Genomic DNA, 17,143 nt, shown 5'->3' on the forward strand with positions numbered 1-17,143 from the left:
TCTTAAAATCCCTGATAAATAAATTCTGCTGCAGTATAACCAGGGCCATAATACCCTAATAATATTACCATAAATAACAATGCATACCAGATGACCCATCTTTGAAATATATTTCTATCTGCAACTCTATCCCTTACCGAGCCGTTCCTCTGCATTAATGAAATCATAAACAAAAGGAATAATGCCATTATAGATATAACAATTTCAATCCAATCAAGTCCTAATTGCAAGAATCCACCATTTATAATATCCACTACATTATTTACTGTTGCTGCTCTTAACATTTTTACAGCATCCGAAACACTTGCAGCACGAAAAAAAACAAATCCAATATTAACAAGAAAAAAAGTACGGAAAATACGGAATAACTTCATTACGAAAGATTCATCCTTTAAATGCAGCTTATACATAACTTTATCAGTCCAGGGAGATGAAATTTCACCGCACACTATATAAAACCAATGAAGCAAACCTGAACCTATTATATACTTCCAGCTTCCTCCATGCCATATTCCTACCGTAAACCATAGGAAAAACATTGCTGTAAATGTAGTTAACTGCTTTCCCCATTTTTTTCCAAAACATTTTCGAAGTTTTTTCCCAAACTTTATAAAAAAAGAGGTTCGAAGAAGTGGATAGAAAACATACTCCTTCATCCAAATTCCCAAAGTTATGTGCCATCTGCGCCAGTACTCAGATATATTTTTAGAAAAGAAAGGCCTCTCAAAATTTTCTGGCAGCCTGATACCAAATGTCTCCGACATTCCGAGCACTATATCCATACAGCCTGAAAAATCAGTATATAATTGAAATGCAAAACAAATTGTGCCAATCCATATATATCCCCCAGGGTAATCTGCATAATTTCCATAAACAGTGTTAACTATTATTGCCATTCTCTCTGAAATTATCAGCTTTTTAAAATATCCCCATAGCATTCTCTGCATTCCGCGGGTAACATGTGTATAATCAAAAAAATGAGGTTGAAAAAACTGTTCTCCATCTTCACGATATTTTAAGATAGGGCCGGATATCATCACTGGGAAATACATTCCATAAACAGCAAGTTTACCAAAATTATTCTCTGGTTTTGCAATACCAAAATAAACATCTGCAACATAACCAATCAATGATAGGGAATAATAAGATATACCTAAAGGCACCAACCAGTTAACTACAGGAAATAAAACCGTATTTCTCCCCCAAAAATTTCCTATTCCATTAATAGTATTGATCACAAAATTTATATACTTAAAAGTAATAAGAAATATCAGAATTCCTATAACAGTAGCACAAAGAACATTTCTTTTTATAAAATCCGGATTCTTTCCTTTTCTTTTCAGTTCTTCTCTGTCGCTTTCTATCCTAACAATAGTTCGAATACCAAAGTGGCTTATTGCAGTCGCCGTAAGTGGATATAGTATTAATATGGAATTTCCAGAAGTAAGGAAATAAAATAAACTGGCAGCAAGCAAGACGCTCCACTGCATCCACTTAGGCACATTATAATATATGAACAAAATAAAAGCATAAAATATCAGAAAATAAAAGGATGTTATTGACAAATTCCTGTTCCTTTCTACTTCAGATTAAAGTTCAATTACTATTGCAAACAAAATTAATTTAGTAATTTACTTAATTTTATCAATTACATCAACTGCATAAGAATTATATCAACCATTTCACCTACGTTTACCATTGTTATCACCTGGCCCATATTAAACTTTACTCCAAACTCCTGCTCAACAGCAGCAATCAAATTAATATGTTCCAAAGAATCCCAATCTGCTATATCATTTGACGTGGTGGCATCGTTAACTGTAATACTCTCATCATCAAACACATCCTGAAATACTTCATTCAGCTTTACAAATACCTCTTCTCTACTCATAATTCTTCCTCCGTATTCATTAATTCAATTACCCGATTCTTGTTTTCATATTGTTCAGATAGCTCAAGTCTCCAAATCGTCCCGCTTTCATTCTCTTCCACTTTTTCAAATCCCTGCAGCAAATAAAAATCCTGAACCATTTTATTTTTTGCTGTAGGATAATAATAGCCGTAAACGGTGTTAATACCATACCGCAAAGACTCCTTAACCAGAGCATCCATCATAGCATATTCCATATCTCGTTTCAATACCCTGCAGCTCATCAGCCATAATTCAATATGAAGCCTTTTATCTTCTATGCGCCCTATAACAACAGAAACAACACCATTATCACCAAAACGGTCCTCCAGCCGACCGTATAACGTAATATAACCTTCGTCAGCAGAAATCTTCTCAATTTCTCCCTGTGTGAATCTTTTAGTTGTAAGATTAAACTGATTACTTTTATTTGTCAGTTGGGCTATCCTGCTCATATAACGGAAAGAAAAGGGGGCGATTTCAGCTTTCATATTCAGAGAAAGCAAATAATCCCTGTAATCAGTAAACGCTGACTGCTGTTCCTGCCTTTTCCTATCAGCCTTATACATATCATTGCGCTTTAAATCATCATTTGATATGTTGGTAACCTCAAAATAGCCACCATGATCCAAATTGCGAATATAGTCTTCAGGAACACCTATCTCCGGAACACTTACCCCACTTGCCTGCGCCCTGACTATTTCCCTTTCCGCCGGATTATCGTCTACAAAAACCAAACTGTCAGGAAGAATATTCAGTTGGGCCGCAATTTCCATAATATTTTTACTCTTGGGTTCCCAGTTAGCCTTTATCACCAGGAAATCCTCAGGTTTTAAAATTCCATCCGGATGCAGCAAACCCGCCAGAGCATTTTCCTCATTATTTTTGGAATCTACATTAAGCATTACTCCAAGCGTTTTTAACTCTTTTATATAGCTCTGAACTTCCATGTAAACCTGTCCCATGGATGTTTCTGGACCCAGCTCCAGATTCTCCGGCCCATCCTCCCCCACTACTCCTCCCCATAATGTATTATCCAAATCAAGTACCAGAGATTTTTTGTTCTTTCCATATATAGACTTGATTATATTGGCAATATTATGGGTAAGCCATGGAATTGCCGACAGACACAAGGAGTATTTATACATGTGCCAATAAAGTGGCGCTGACCATGCATCTAATCCATATGCTGCTGATTGATAATGTATATCGTTAATGTAAAAGTTATCATTATTTCTTGCATACTCAGCGAACTTGTTATTTAACCGATTTATAAAAGATGTCTTTCCGCAAACATTTACTCCATCCTGATTTCCAAGAGTACGGTAAAATGGCAGTTCAAAATTGTTCTGTATTATTGGGCAGTTCCACTTATCAGCAGCTACCTCCCACATCTTTTCGAAATGAGTATACTGAGTATCCAGCTTATCTGCAACCACTTCATCACTATCCCCCAAAGCCGGCCATACTTTAATATTTCTGTTACTGGTATGAATATAAATCACATCCGGCTGAAACTCATCAAGCTTTTCAGAACCAAATACCGCATCCTCCCAGTATCTTCCATATTCTGATTCATAAAACTCCGGTTCTATCCCCTGATTCAGCAAAAACAATTCCAAAATCCTGATAATATCATGCGTAGTGCTTCCACCCAATACAGCAATTTTCTTATGGATCTTCAGGTTTCCATCTGATAACAGCTGCCTGCGGAGACTTTTAGATTTTTTAAGGATATATTCTGCATCAAAGGGATAATCCAACTCTTTTAACATAATGTAAATCTCCTATACGGAACCACTTTTTTAATATTCTGTCCATCCTTCTCTGGGTACGGCTGAAATCCTTTCTATTCCATAAAACTGCTCGTAAGCGTCATTAATCCAATACTCCGGATCATCTGTAATATCAGATTGATAGCCATCACTGTATTTTGTTTCAAATCCCGGCCGAAGCATTGGGACTGTTACATCCTTTTCCCCTGCGGCGGCTTTCTCTTCCAAATATACTTCTCTTTCATGATATTCTCTGTAAATCCTTATCATATTGGCACCGCTGTCCATATAAGTAAAAAACAATATAACAGACAATACGGCAATAAAGCTACTTTTTAATGTTTTGAAATAAACATCGTTGTCAGAAATATCCGTATACCCCTGAACAACAGCTGCTATCAGAAATACCCCAGCCCCAAAATAAGCTCTTGGCATTGGTTCCGCAGTCAGAATTAACGCATAACAGGTTGCTAAAAAAATAAGATTCCAGACTACAAATAAAAAGTGCTTTTCAATAAATTCTTTCCAAGATTTCTTACCCAAACGGATGACCACAGCTATTACTAAAACAAAAATTATAAGTAATAAAAAATTACTTTCTATTGCAAGAGTAATTTTTTGAAATCTCGAAACAATAGCAAAAATCCCCGTATGTTCCTCTTCCATAAACTGTGCCCTTATACGGTTTCCCGGTGCGGCAACAAGAAAACCAAATCCAATCAACTGGCCAAGGAGTCCCGTTATCATCCAGGGTTTCAATTTTCTATCTTTCTTTCCGAAAAAGTAAGAGCATAATAGGATAACAACGAACAAAATCCCTCCCCCGGAGGTATTCTCATTACACCAACCAGACAATACACCTGTGAAAAGCAGAACAGGACTCCAAAGAAGTGCCTTTGTTGCTCTCCCGCGCACTGTTTTCTTTATCAACCAATGATATAAGGTAACATGAGACATAATTATGGTACTTCCCCAAAGGTAGTTGCACGCCCCCGTCTCCCAAAGAACGGTTTGGCTGAACATTACTCCAAACAGCCATAAAAGAAGATTAATAAGAATAAATACTGAAGTATCATACTGATTTTTATGATCAATATTCCAATATATTAAGAGTGTCAATAATGTAAAGATAAAACTATTAAAAACATTGAAAACCGCCTTGCTTCCCCGCAGAAAAAATCTCAATATTATATGACCGACACTTCTTCCAGTCCAAGTCATATATTGATCATATTCCTGTTTAATAAGCTCCAGAAAAGAACCTGCTTTAAGAACTGTCGCTTTATATGATAAATCATCCGTCATATATGGAGTAAATATATTGAAAATCAATATAGCTGCAAATGCTAACAAAACTGCAATACCAAATGTAATTCTACGTTTTTTTTCAATGCTCATACAATTTCCTCTGCAATCTGATTTCCAATTCCATCACGCATTCATATTCTATGTTTCTTCCCTCGGAAAGATAGAATTTATTGGCTTCCTGATTACAAAACTCTTCCCCCATTTCATCTGCTGCTGCTGCGCCCGGATGAAACAATACCTCCAGTTTCCTTCCCTTTGTCTGTGCCTTCTGACTCATATCACTCCAAAGCTTTGTCACCCGTTTTACATCCATCTTACCGCTCATTAATACCCCCCATAGATACATCGGCATATTATCTTCCTGCCATGACGGCTTATTCTCCTCTATCGTCTTTTCCATTCCCAAAGCATAAAAGTTTAATAACAGATTTTTAATCCAATTTACAGGTTTATATGTTTTCCACAAAGAAATATTTATTAGATAGGGAATTATTGGCTCCTTCGTAATACGAATATATTCTGTTTTATAATGTTGTTCTACTATTACTTCAAGCAAAGCCCAATAACATATAGGGATCATATGTGTATGCTGATGACTGTCAAACCTTATAGCTTGTTTGTCTCCAAAAAAATCTATAAATCTTTCTACCTGCGCCTTTATTTCCGATTTTAACTGTTTTTTTATTCGCACATATTTTCGGGGAGAATAATTCCATAAAAACAAATTTCCCCATGATATATTAAAATATCCATTTTTATCTACAAGATCCGGCACATCCTCTACCCGTGCCAAACAATGTCCCTCCATAAAATTAAGATGTACAGATAACTTCAGTAGCTGATGCCAAGAATCCTTTTCGTCGAGATATTTTTGCGCATACTGCTCATAACAGGACATATTTGTAACAACACTGATACTGTCAAGCTTTCCTGCTCTGATACAGTTTAATATATCCTCAGATGTATGGGGGGACAAACAATAATCATCTGCATGTATGTCTATTTTACTCATTTCTCCGTCTCCATCTATTGTAAGTCAACGCCTTCCTTATCACTGTAACTATTCGAAAAATCTAAAGTATCTCCTTCTTTCCAAATAAACGATTCTACAATATACCTTGGCCTAGCTTTAGCCTCCAGATATATTTTACCCACATATTCTCCAACGATACCAAGAGAAAAAATAGTCAATCCCCCCATTAACAGCGAAACCACCAGAGTTGTTGTATATCCAGGCACATTGTGGCCGGAAAACCAGTCCCATATACAATATATTATCATTATTACACTAAACAGGCTGACAAAAAAACCTATCAGTGTAATAATTTGAATCGGCCTTGTACTCATTGATGTAATCCCATCTACGGCCAAAGTCATCATCTTTTTTAATGTATATTTTGATTTCCCGGCTTCCCTTTCTTTAACATCAAAATATACCACGTCAGATTGAAATCCCATAGTAGGAATAAGTCCACGCAGAAACAAATTCACTTCATTATGTTCAGCAAGCGCATCCAACGCTTTTTTTGACAACAATCGATAATCAGCATGATTACTTAAAACATTGCACCCCAGGATATGCATTATTTTGTAGAATAATGTTGCAGTTGTCTTTTTGAAAAAACCATCCGTATCCCGATCATTACGCACTCCATACACTATTTCACAACCATCATTATAGCATTTAATAAATTCATCAAGTGCTTCAATATCCTGCTGCAAATCAGCATCTATTGTCACTACCATATCAGCATATTGCCGGGCAGTCAGCATTCCTGCCAATATTGCACTCTGATGTCCATAATTTCTGGAAAAACTAAGCCCAGAAAAAATATTATCTGCCTTACACAGAGCATGAATTATCTTCCATGTATTGTCTTTGCTTCCATCATTGACGAACATTATCTTGCTTTTTGGAGAAATAAAACCATTATTAACCAACCTCTGCATTTTGTCTTTCATTTTTTGAGAAGAGGTTATAATAACCTCTTCTTCATTATAGCAGGGGACTACTAAGTACAATATACTGCCTCTGTCTATGTTACTATTTTCTTCAATACAATTTATTGATTCAGACATCACACACTCCTTTAACGCTCCGAATAATGCATATAAATATATTTTTATCAACTATCGGTTTATTCTATCACAAGAAAACTAGTCTGTCTAACTCTCCAAGAAAAACCTACTAATTGATATAATTTACTTTCTTTTAACACCAACTACTTTGTCCTTTTGATAAAACTGACCTACTACCTGATTCGTCCACGCATTTGGATCTGCTAATACCTCCATATGCATTAACGGTCCCTGTTCCTGATTAATCTCAGGGAGTTCCACTTCTCTAAGGCTGGGATCCAATAAAAGAGAGAGTCTTTCTTCCATTTGCAACTTATAATCATCCGCCTGACCACTAACCACGTAATCAATACACTTAAACATCGTCATATCCCGCAAATTACCTCTGCAAAAAAACACAAAAATAACGCACACAATTATTGATGGTATTGATACTATTCTTCTGAATTTAACCGGTTCCAAATAAAATGCCCTTTTACCTGTTTTTTCACTTCTTTCTTTCGATTTCCTCCTTCCCCATCCTAAAACATATACAATGTCTGCTGTTACCGTAAGTAAAAACACCTGAAAAATGGTATTGGGAACACCTCCCGAAACTTCTGTGCCGGCATATATGACAGGCGCAAACATAGCACAGTAAACACAAAACATTGCCACAACAAATATACAAGGGTAGGGATACTTAAAATTTAGCGGCTTAGAGATAAGTGATTCCCATACAACTATGACCATAAATAACATGATTATAAAAACTACAGGCTTGTCTTTAATATACTCAATAATTGTAATAAAGCCCTGTTCGAATGATTTTATAATTGTACTAACTAATTTACTAAATGTTAGCGATAACTCTTCTCCTCCCCGTACAAAATTACCTGGTGCACACATACTAATCCCCAGACCTATCATCTCCACTGCAAGAGGTATCAATAACAAAAAGGACTTTCGCCTTTTTTTTCCATAAACAATGAGCAAGAAACACAAAATGATTGGAGCAAGTAAAGCTGCCAGGTAATTGGCTCCACCAAGCATAAACATTGAAAACAGAGCCACTAACCATACCTTATACGAATAAGTATCAATAAACTTAAAAAATGAATAAATTGCTAATACTGCAAAGAAATACGGTATAATATAATGTGCAGTTCCATTATACCAAAATATTGCAGATTTCGTGCTTGGAACAAACTGAATCATCATAAGTAGAAGGCAACTATTTATAATACCATATGCAGTTAATGGAAATTCAAGTTTTTTAACTAATATATAAAATAAGAGCAATGACGTACTTATAACTGTCAGAAAAATCATGATAATTGGCACTATCCAATACAAGTCAGGTGAAAAAACCTCTGGCTGTAAAGAAAACAAGAAAATGGATGCCCAAGTTCCCTGCCAGCCATAATAATATTCTCGAACAGTTGCACCTGCTGCTTTTAATACTTCGACAAAAGAGTGGGAATTAAGCCATGCCAAATGTGGCAACATTCCATATCCATAATCATCACCTGATGCATGCACATAACGGCACATATATAGTAATGGGATTAAACTCAATATAAAAAATAATATTATTATTAAAGTAAAAGAAATTTTTATGATACTAAATTTTTTTTGTTTTATTTTATTTTTATAAACCATTGCGTATCCCTCAAATATTACCTTATGTGTAATCAGTGGTTTCGTTGTACGATATTAAAATAATAAAATATTTATAAAATAATTTTTAATTTACTTATTATCTTATTTTTATTTATTTTTATAAATATAAACATTATTATGAATGTAGATATTAATGAAATAATCATCGCTCCTTTCCAATAAGCAGGTTCTTCAAACTGTATTCTAAAAGTACCATCATATTGGGGCGGAATTTCAACTCTTATTCTACCGTTATTTCCCATTTCAACAGAAAGTCTGCCTGATGTTTTTATATCAACTGCTTCATAACCACGATAATATATTAGTGGCACTTCAATAAACGTTCTTTCACTTAACATATTTAATAAATTAATTGTTATCTTATTGTAGTTTATATTATAATTATGCATTATAACACTTTCGTCACCTAATATAAATGACTTATTTATAGCAGCGACATCCGTTTCCACCGGCAAATATTCAACTCCGTAATCTGGTGAATACATTGCACTACCAATACCACCATCCCACATTACCGCAGCTTCTCCAGAGTATATCCTGACAGCTTCTTTTGTATTTAGAATATCACCCGACATTATTAATCCTTGGTATAATGCTAAGCCTGAAATCACTAATATTAGTCCCCAAAAAACTTTAGATTTGTAAAATATATTAGCATATTTCACAACATAACATGCAACTAATGTCAAAGTGACTGTAACTATTCCCATAAATCGAAAAGGAAATTGAAGTGTATTAATAAGAGTTTTTAATACCGGAAATTTAATAAGAAAATCATATGGAAATATATCTGTAGAAAGAAGGATAGCCAATGTACTTATTGCAATAGCAAATCTAAATGGCATACATAATTTATCATCTTTATCTCTCCTTATTAATCCAATAATAAGCAGAAATAAAATAACGATGAAAGTTATTCCCAGCCCCATAGGCATTTCTTTTTGCATTCCCATTTCAAAACCATTTAGCCTAGCGCTTCCACCTGGTGTAATAGCAAAGAGCTGGGCCAAAGGTAATCCCATACTTTGTATACCGTTACCTGAAGTAAAAAGTTTTACTTTTAAATTCTCTCTCATATAATCCAAAAATGGAACTATAAAATTTAAGTTAATTGCAATCACTACAATTAATACTTTCATTAAATTTTTTAAAACATTTTTATTAAATGTACGTTTCCAGAAAGCTAACAAAACAATTAAAGAAAAAAAAGCTACCATTTCACAACTTAACACATGAGATTGTATTACTCCTGTATACCCAATTGCTAAAGGGAACCAAATTATCCTATTATCTTTTGTAGTTTCCGTTGTATATATTTTATACAAACCCCATATTATAAGTGGAAAAAAAGCCATAGCAGTATATTCTCCTACTGCTGCTCTAAAATATATATCGGTAAAACGGTATATTGATAGTGTATATACCAAACTCGCCATCATTCCAATAAACTTTGATTTTGATATTTTTGCAAAAGAATAATATGCAATGATAGCTGTTATAAAATTTATCGCAAATATATATGTCTTATATGAATTCTGTACTGAGATTCCTATAAGTCTTAATATAGCTGGAAAATATAAAAATAAATCACCGTATAAAACAGAAACTGCATAACCATTATTTTGAAACCATGTGGGTTGAATCCTTACAGGCAATTGTCCAGATAAAATACCATCTTTTAATCCCTCAATTCTCATCAAATGAAAAGTGCAATCCTGACCAATAAAAAATAATCCGTAAAAATAGGAATAGAGGCAACAATTGCGGCCGTAATCACACCGAACATCACTAATTTATTGCTAATATCTATATTTATCTTTTTCCTATTTATTATAAATATAAATAATGCATTAATTATCAATAAAGCGCAAACACATTTAAACCAGTACAAACTAGCTGTAGACGCTGATGTAGCTATTTTTATATTTTTAACCAATAAATAGTCTCCATCTTCCTCTCCCCACAAATGATTAAATACCCGTAATTTAGTATTGTCATTGTTTACATAAAAATGATATGAAATTTTGTTGGAACTCGCGTCCATACGAATATCATCTGAAAAAACACCTTTATATGTGTCTTCCTCTATTTTTATGTTACTGGTATTAAATGAAGTGTTTGTCTCATATTCGACATCTACAATATATATTCCTTTGTCCAATTCTATTTCAGGAGATATAACAGACACATTATCTCCCGAAAAAGAAGTATCCATATATGCTCCCTTCTCTTCAACAATTTCATTTTCTCTTGTTATAAATAAATTATCTTGCTTAAATTCATAATTAACAGCTAAAATAGTTCTATAGTTTATGAAGCACAAAAACAAAAAAAATAAATTTATAAAAAATAAATTTATTTTATAATTTTTTATCATAATCCTCTTCCTTTATATATCAATCGTCATTATTTGCATTTCTTTATGATATCACAATTTCTTAAATATATTTACATTCAAAAATTGCCGTAACACTTTTAATGTCCTTTTTAAACTAACCAAATAAGGTCTGCTTATACCATTTTCCTTTAACGCTCTACTTGCCTCAAAAAAAGAAATACAATAGGCTTTGATTCCATTACTGCTTGTACCACCATAAAACATATACACCAAAACTTCTGGTACATATGCAAGTTTATTTGTGTTATTTTTTAATATTCTTACCATAAATTCATAATCTGCTGCGCATTTATAATCGGTCTTAAATCCTCCATAAACATTAAAAATTTCCCTATGCAATAGCAATGTAGGATGCGCAGGCATCCACCCTTCTTCAATATTCCCATTTCCCATCTTCCATTGTCTTTTGATCTTTCCATTTTGACAATAAAGCAAATCACCGTGCGCTCCAATACAATTTTTATTTTTATTAACCGCTGATACCAGCATTCTAATTACACTGCTACTACTAAATATATCATTAAAAAAAAGTAAAAGATCTCCGGTAGCAATTTTTAATCCTTTATTCATTGCATCATAAATACCATTATCAGGCTCTGATATCCAATGAATGTTATATTTAATTATTTTTTCATACTCCTTTAATCTCTCAATAGTTCCATCCGTAGACCCCCCATCAACAACAACAATTTCTATATTATTATAATCCTGAGTTGTTATACTTGAATATGTTTGTTCCAAATTTTTTAGGGAATTATATGTTGTGAGTATTATCGATACCTTAGGTTCATACATTCTTTGCACCTCTTAATATTCAAATTAATCTTACATAATTAATTCTGAAGCAATATACCGCTTATTTTAACTGCTGCTTTTCTCCATATATAGATTTTAGCGTTCCACAAATCATGGCAAAAATAGGGATTAATAATTCTCTCCAGGTCATCCAATAATGCTCATAAGAGTGATTTTTTGTAAATAAGTACCATAAAAAAGGATAGAATGAAATTAAGATATATGGTAACATTCTTTTCAATACTAACTTTTTTCCAGAACTTATATACTTATATAATAACCAAAACGCTATGACTATAAAAAGTAAAATAAAAACTTTCTTACCAAACACACTGAAATTTTTTACTAAAACATCTATATACAATATCTTTTCAGTTGCCTCTGCATTTATAAACGAAGAACTTCTTAATTGTAACTGTGCAATTGCATTACTGAAAACATTTTCTTGTAAAATCACGGATGACAATCCCCATTTCAGACACCACAACCCCAAATATCCACTTCCCCAGCATATAGAAGCAAAACTTATCGTTTTTACTTTATTCTTATGATTTGTAATATACATATACACAATCAAAGGTATTCCTAAGGTAACAAGTGGCCATGTAAGGAAATCAAAAAACGAAGTGCACATTCCTATTACCAAAAAGTAATAATAATAATAACGAGATATGTACCAATTTTTTTTCAATAATATTATTATAGCCAACATATAAATATAAAAGCAAACTGACAAATCAATATTAAACATTGCAGTCATCTGCATCCCAATTATCCATAAAAAAACAAATGGAATTTGCAGTTCGCATACATTTTTACGCTGAAGCAACGTAATTACCGCAAAAACTAAAAATAACTGAACTACTATGTTTAGAAATACTATATCATGCAAAGGAAACAAAAATAGAAGAGGCTTGAGAAATATCAGATATCCATGCCAGTACCGTTCATAACTGTCGCAGGAGTATTGTTTTCCATTCCATGTATAATCAATATACTTACTACCATGGATATCCGACTTATCATTTAACATATATACTCTCATAGTCTGCTGTATAATATTCTCCCCATTTTGTGGCAGCGGCGTTGCCGCAGCCTTGAGCATTAATCCCTGTGTATAATTATCTAAAGTAGATGCATCATAATCATAGATCATCCTGTACCAATTCTCATCTCTTTCCATTCCTTCAATACCAGATGAAAAATTTGTAAAAATCCTTTCTATCGGAATACAATAGACCAGTATGAGTAAGAAGGTACCAATCCCCCCTCCCAATATCATTATAAGAAACATTTTATAAAATATTTTCAATAGTTTTCTCATTTTCACTCACTTTACAATTAAATACATTTATTCTATACCTACCATTTTTCTCTGTTTATTTCATATAACCATAATTCAGAGTTACCTTTACTTATGGCATTCTGTTTATACACTGACTTATTATATTCAATTTCATCTCCCATTACTTTTGTAGAAATTATGCATTCAGGTATAAAATCCCTCTCTTCATACTGCGCACTTTCGTTCACCACCATTACATGATTTATAAGTTCTACACTACCATTTAATCTCTGCCAAATAGGATATTCATAAGAATCACCTGACAACACTAAGCCTACTGTTTTATAACCTTTTGATATCACAATATTGCATACTTCATCATAATCACTATATATTTCCTGTCTATTATAAAAATAACCCTTGAACCGGCCGTCACTCCCATACATACTTATTTTTGTATGATAGACAGACAATCCAAATAATTCGATACAGCACATAAACAAAATGACAGGAAACAAAAACGCTCTGCCCATCGGCAAGCTGAAATTTTTCGAAAAATCCTCTGTTTCATATGCAATCATCGGACATAATAAAGCTAAATAAGATATCATATATCTTGAAACATAAGGTTCCCATCTTACCAGACAACAAAAAATAATAAAAATCACAGCTACTATCATTGAATATTTTTTTGCATAACTGTTTGTCTGTTTTTTTATTCGAAAAATTCCCCAAATGAAACACAGTAGGAATGCAAGCAAAAGTACTGCGTTAACAGCCATATCTGGCTCGTAAGTCTGCGCTTCATGCAAATAAAATGCTCTTCCGTCTTCTGATATACTGGGGTCATCAATAGGGACACCAAGTAATCCTGCTATTCGATAAACAATAGCCGCAATCCAATAATCACTTTCATACAGATATATGTTGGGTAAATTAAAAGATAAATTTTTAATACCATTAACTAAAACATATAGCGGTTTGAAAGTTCCAACTAACTGTCTCTGCCCTGCTATTGGAAGCGTTAGGGCCGAAAATGACTGCAGATTTCTATAAAACTCTGGCAATAAAAATAAAAACATTGAAGGAATTACCCACAAAAGCAATTTCCCTATTATAATAAGCGAATCTTTTCTTTTGATGCATTGAACCAATAATACAACAAGAAGCAAAGCCATGCCAATCAAAACGGACGGCTTTGCCAAGTATCCAAATGCAATACAAATTGCCATAATAACACAATTTTGAATAGTATTCTTATCGTTATGCAAACAGTCTTCCTGCATTAATTCTGTATAATAGTATAAAAAGATTAATAGCCATAAAGTCGCAAATTGATCAACATGAGTGGACAAAGCCTCACCAAATATGCTGGGCGCAGAAAAAAACAGAAAAGCCGCCATATATGCATAACGCCTCCCACATCCTATTTTCCTGCTTATTTCATAGATTAGCCAAGTATTCATTAAAGTGGAAAAACATTGAAGAAAATTAAATAAATAATCTCTTTTTCCCGATAGTATATACACATGCAAATTCACAAATTCCGCAAGTACAGGACTGACAATTTCCCTGATATTGTGTGTACTATAATGAGCAACACTCCTATTTTGCGCCCAATTGGCTATTCTGGATAAATGATATGTCATAGAATCCCAATTATATGGAACCGTTTTTAAGGCCAAGTAAAATAATCCTATAAATAGAACTACCCATATCATATTTTTTTTAAATACATTTACTATTTGTAAAACAAATACTTTACCTGATTTTAATTTAATGCATTCGAGAATAGCATCTATCAAAAGTAAAATATTTATACTCCCCCAAAAGAATACTAGCGCCGAAAAAGTCACCTTATTAAATATTGATAAAATCTCCAAAGAAAAGTATGCCAATGCCACCCAAAGAATAATAGCTTTTGAGCAGGCATTAACTAAACACTTTTCAGAATTCTTATTATAAAACCAAAAACATAACAGGATAAATGCTATACTCATATTCCTCCCCTGGCCAGGTAAATATACTATTGTTTTCTTTCCCATACCTCAATATTAGAAGTATTTAGATCCACTTTCTTAAATTCATCTGGGATACTTATTGCGCCTTTTTTTATAACAATGACATCATCATTTTCAACTAAACTTATTTCATCGGGATTAATCCACTGATAATCCTGCGCTATATAACCATAGAATAACGCATAATTATCCAATTCATCATTTAGATAATATATCTTCCTATCCTCTTCACCTAAATAATTTCCTAATAACATAAAATCTTTTTTATTTGCCTTGCCTTCACAAATCATATTGCTATAGTACGGATGCTGCCAAAAGTTAAATAGCAATAATATTAACATTGATACACTGGAAATTATACTAAATTTCTGTCTCACTTTCCCCTTTTGTAATAAACCAATCCAAACAATAGAAAAAATCAAAAAAAGAATTCCAATAATCATCCCCATATATTTGCCCAAAATACGAATTATATTTTCTATCAAAACATTAATATGGCTATCCATAATTGCTGTCGTTCCGCTGCTTTTTAGCAAAAAATAATAAACTATCATATATACGCCAATTATCAAATAGACAGATATAAAACTTTTTTTACAAAACGCATCGTTCTCTTTATTGGAAAAAAACAGAATAATAAAAGGAATACCTAATGCAAATAAATACCTGAATAAAAATTTATGCGGATATAATGCCCCTGCTTCCTCAGTCAAAAAAATTGTTATTACTATTTCAAGTATTAAAAAAATCAAACATAGTGAAAGATATAGAATAAACTTCTGTTCTGTTTTTCTATACTTGTTGGTATTCTTAAGAACTACGAATACTGGAAGAATACCCGTACATAACAAGAAGAAAATTACATAATATATTATTCCATTTATCGCTGCCATGAAAGTTTTAAATGTAATAGGAAATAAAGCCATTATTTGTTTTGCATAATGATTACTTCCACTATGCATACCATTTAGTAATTCTATAGACAGCATTCCCAACACAATTAGTGTGAATCCCAGAATAGATAAAAAAACTATTTTTTTTATTTTATGCTTATTGACCCTACATGCTAAGTAAATTATATATGACGGTAAAAGTATGATCATATTAGTCTTTGTAAAAAATGCAAGGACTGAAAACACAATAGTTAAAATACTGTATCTATTAATGCAGTCTTCATTATAGTCCATATCTCGATATGCAAAATAAAAACACCAGATAGTAATCGGAAAACATAAAACTTCCTGCATAATATACATACTATCTATCATATCCGGAATGAAAAGGACAAATATTGTCATCAATAAAGCGTATTTTTTGTTTTTTAATATTTTCTCTGACAATAGATAAGCCGGAAATACTGTTGAGCACATTACTATAATTCCAATTGTCCTAACAATAAACATAATATTCTCAGGATCGAATAAATAATATGCAAAAGAAATTAAGATGGAATACAATACACAATTATAATTAACATAGGAAAATGCTTGCTGAAAATTATGTTGATAATGAAATGACTTGGCCATTGCCAGATAAAGCTCTTCGTCTACTTTTAAATGCACTGGAACTGACATATTGCTTGCGCACATAACATATACAAGACAGCCAATAATATATATCATAAATACACCGAAGCCTGTTTTATCAATATTCCTGATTTTCATATGTTCCCCTTTATAACTTAAGCTCCCGCTACTACTTATAGACATTCCAAATCTTCTGAGCACGAATTCAATGTTTTATATTCGTCAAAGCGAAGCTTTCTTTAAATTTCAGTATTGAACACCCACAAATTATTAGACATATACAGTATATAGTTTTACCTATAGATGTTGCCATTTCTGGCTGTATTGAACATTTAAAAAATCTAAATATTATTTGAACTGCACCTTGTATATAAAAAGCACCTAC

13 protein-coding genes are annotated in these 17,143 nt (G+C 32.9%); all 13 read right to left on the reverse strand.

The window, feature by feature from the left end:
• Positions 1 to 2 precede the first annotated feature (2 nt).
• The 13 genes from BLA28_RS03170 to BLA28_RS03230 all read right to left on the reverse strand — a co-directional run bounded on the left by BLA28_RS03170 (position 3) and on the right by BLA28_RS03230 (position 16,896).
• Positions 3 to 1,565 (reverse strand): MBOAT family O-acyltransferase, encoded by a 1,563-nt coding sequence (locus BLA28_RS03170; RefSeq protein ID WP_069155979.1) that lies wholly within the window; start codon positions 1,563 to 1,565, stop codon positions 3 to 5.
• 83 nt (positions 1,566 to 1,648) lie between these two features.
• Positions 1,649 to 1,891, reverse strand: a complete 243-nt coding sequence (locus BLA28_RS03175; RefSeq protein ID WP_069155980.1) for an acyl carrier protein — start codon at positions 1,889 to 1,891, stop codon at positions 1,649 to 1,651.
• Positions 1,888 to 3,684: an HAD-IIIC family phosphatase gene (locus BLA28_RS03180; protein WP_069155981.1), complete on the reverse strand. Its 1,797-nt coding sequence runs from the start codon at positions 3,682 to 3,684 to the stop codon at positions 1,888 to 1,890. Before BLA28_RS03180 ends, BLA28_RS03175 begins: the two co-directional genes overlap by 4 nt.
• Positions 3,685 to 3,714: 30 nt before the next feature.
• Positions 3,715 to 5,082: a DUF3329 domain-containing protein gene (locus tag BLA28_RS03185; protein WP_069155982.1), complete on the reverse strand. Its 1,368-nt coding sequence runs from the start codon at positions 5,080 to 5,082 to the stop codon at positions 3,715 to 3,717.
• The gene (locus BLA28_RS03190; protein WP_069155983.1) at positions 5,072 to 6,004 is read right to left on the reverse strand and encodes a ChbG/HpnK family deacetylase; all 933 of its coding nucleotides are present in this window, start codon (positions 6,002 to 6,004) and stop codon (positions 5,072 to 5,074) included. Before BLA28_RS03190 ends, BLA28_RS03185 begins: the two co-directional genes overlap by 11 nt.
• A gap of 14 nt (positions 6,005 to 6,018) precedes the next feature.
• The gene (locus BLA28_RS03195; RefSeq protein ID WP_069155984.1) at positions 6,019 to 7,071 is read right to left on the reverse strand and encodes a glycosyltransferase family 2 protein; all 1,053 of its coding nucleotides are present in this window, start codon (positions 7,069 to 7,071) and stop codon (positions 6,019 to 6,021) included.
• A gap of 123 nt (positions 7,072 to 7,194) precedes the next feature.
• The gene (locus tag BLA28_RS03200) at positions 7,195 to 8,712 is read right to left on the reverse strand and encodes a DUF6056 family protein (RefSeq protein ID WP_069155985.1); all 1,518 of its coding nucleotides are present in this window, start codon (positions 8,710 to 8,712) and stop codon (positions 7,195 to 7,197) included.
• 71 nt (positions 8,713 to 8,783) lie between these two features.
• Positions 8,784 to 10,433: a glycosyltransferase family protein gene (locus BLA28_RS03205; RefSeq protein ID WP_143131482.1), complete on the reverse strand. Its 1,650-nt coding sequence runs from the start codon at positions 10,431 to 10,433 to the stop codon at positions 8,784 to 8,786.
• Positions 10,430 to 11,110, reverse strand: coding sequence for a hypothetical protein (locus BLA28_RS03210; protein ID WP_071698882.1), 681 nt, complete (start codon positions 11,108 to 11,110; stop codon positions 10,430 to 10,432). The genes BLA28_RS03205 and BLA28_RS03210 overlap by 4 nt, the downstream gene beginning before the upstream one ends.
• Positions 11,111 to 11,161: 51 nt before the next feature.
• Positions 11,162 to 11,926 (reverse strand): glycosyltransferase family 2 protein, encoded by a 765-nt coding sequence (locus BLA28_RS03215; RefSeq protein WP_069155988.1) that lies wholly within the window; start codon positions 11,924 to 11,926, stop codon positions 11,162 to 11,164.
• Between the two features lie 61 nt (positions 11,927 to 11,987).
• On the reverse strand, positions 11,988 to 13,250 hold the full coding sequence (locus tag BLA28_RS03220; RefSeq protein ID WP_069155989.1) for a hypothetical protein: 1,263 nt from the start codon (positions 13,248 to 13,250) through the stop codon (positions 11,988 to 11,990).
• A gap of 38 nt (positions 13,251 to 13,288) precedes the next feature.
• A complete protein-coding gene (locus tag BLA28_RS03225) occupies positions 13,289 to 15,211 on the reverse strand; it encodes a hypothetical protein (RefSeq protein WP_069155990.1) in 1,923 nt (640 codons plus the stop codon).
• Between the two features lie 26 nt (positions 15,212 to 15,237).
• Positions 15,238 to 16,896 (reverse strand): glycosyltransferase family 39 protein, encoded by a 1,659-nt coding sequence (locus BLA28_RS03230; protein ID WP_069155991.1) that lies wholly within the window; start codon positions 16,894 to 16,896, stop codon positions 15,238 to 15,240.
• Positions 16,897 to 17,143 lie beyond the last annotated feature (247 nt).

Source organism: Eisenbergiella tayi, from assembly GCF_001881565.1.
Lineage (GTDB): Bacteria > Bacillota > Clostridia > Lachnospirales > Lachnospiraceae > Eisenbergiella > Eisenbergiella tayi.

What these genes read in the sequence shown, in the direction of transcription:
- BLA28_RS03175 (WP_069155980.1), bottom strand. Translation starts at nt 1,891, where the DNA reads ATGAGTAGAGAAGAGGTATTTGTAAAGCTGAATGAAGTATTTCAGGAT.
- BLA28_RS03180 (WP_069155981.1), bottom strand. Translation starts at nt 3,684, where the DNA reads ATGTTAAAAGAGTTGGATTATCCCTTTGATGCAGAATATATCCTTAAA.
- BLA28_RS03185 (WP_069155982.1), bottom strand. Translation starts at nt 5,082, where the DNA reads ATGAGCATTGAAAAAAAACGTAGAATTACATTTGGTATTGCAGTTTTG.
- BLA28_RS03190 (WP_069155983.1), bottom strand. Translation starts at nt 6,004, where the DNA reads ATGAGTAAAATAGACATACATGCAGATGATTATTGTTTGTCCCCCCAT.
- BLA28_RS03195 (WP_069155984.1), bottom strand. Translation starts at nt 7,071, where the DNA reads ATGTCTGAATCAATAAATTGTATTGAAGAAAATAGTAACATAGACAGA.
- BLA28_RS03200 (WP_069155985.1), bottom strand. Translation starts at nt 8,712, where the DNA reads ATGGTTTATAAAAATAAAATAAAACAAAAAAAATTTAGTATCATAAAA.
- BLA28_RS03210 (WP_071698882.1), bottom strand. Translation starts at nt 11,110, where the DNA reads ATGATAAAAAATTATAAAATAAATTTATTTTTTATAAATTTATTTTTT.
- BLA28_RS03215 (WP_069155988.1), bottom strand. Translation starts at nt 11,926, where the DNA reads ATGTATGAACCTAAGGTATCGATAATACTCACAACATATAATTCCCTA.
- BLA28_RS03220 (WP_069155989.1), bottom strand. Translation starts at nt 13,250, where the DNA reads ATGAGAAAACTATTGAAAATATTTTATAAAATGTTTCTTATAATGATA.
- BLA28_RS03225 (WP_069155990.1), bottom strand. Translation starts at nt 15,211, where the DNA reads ATGAGTATAGCATTTATCCTGTTATGTTTTTGGTTTTATAATAAGAAT.
- BLA28_RS03230 (WP_069155991.1), bottom strand. Translation starts at nt 16,896, where the DNA reads ATGAAAATCAGGAATATTGATAAAACAGGCTTCGGTGTATTTATGATA.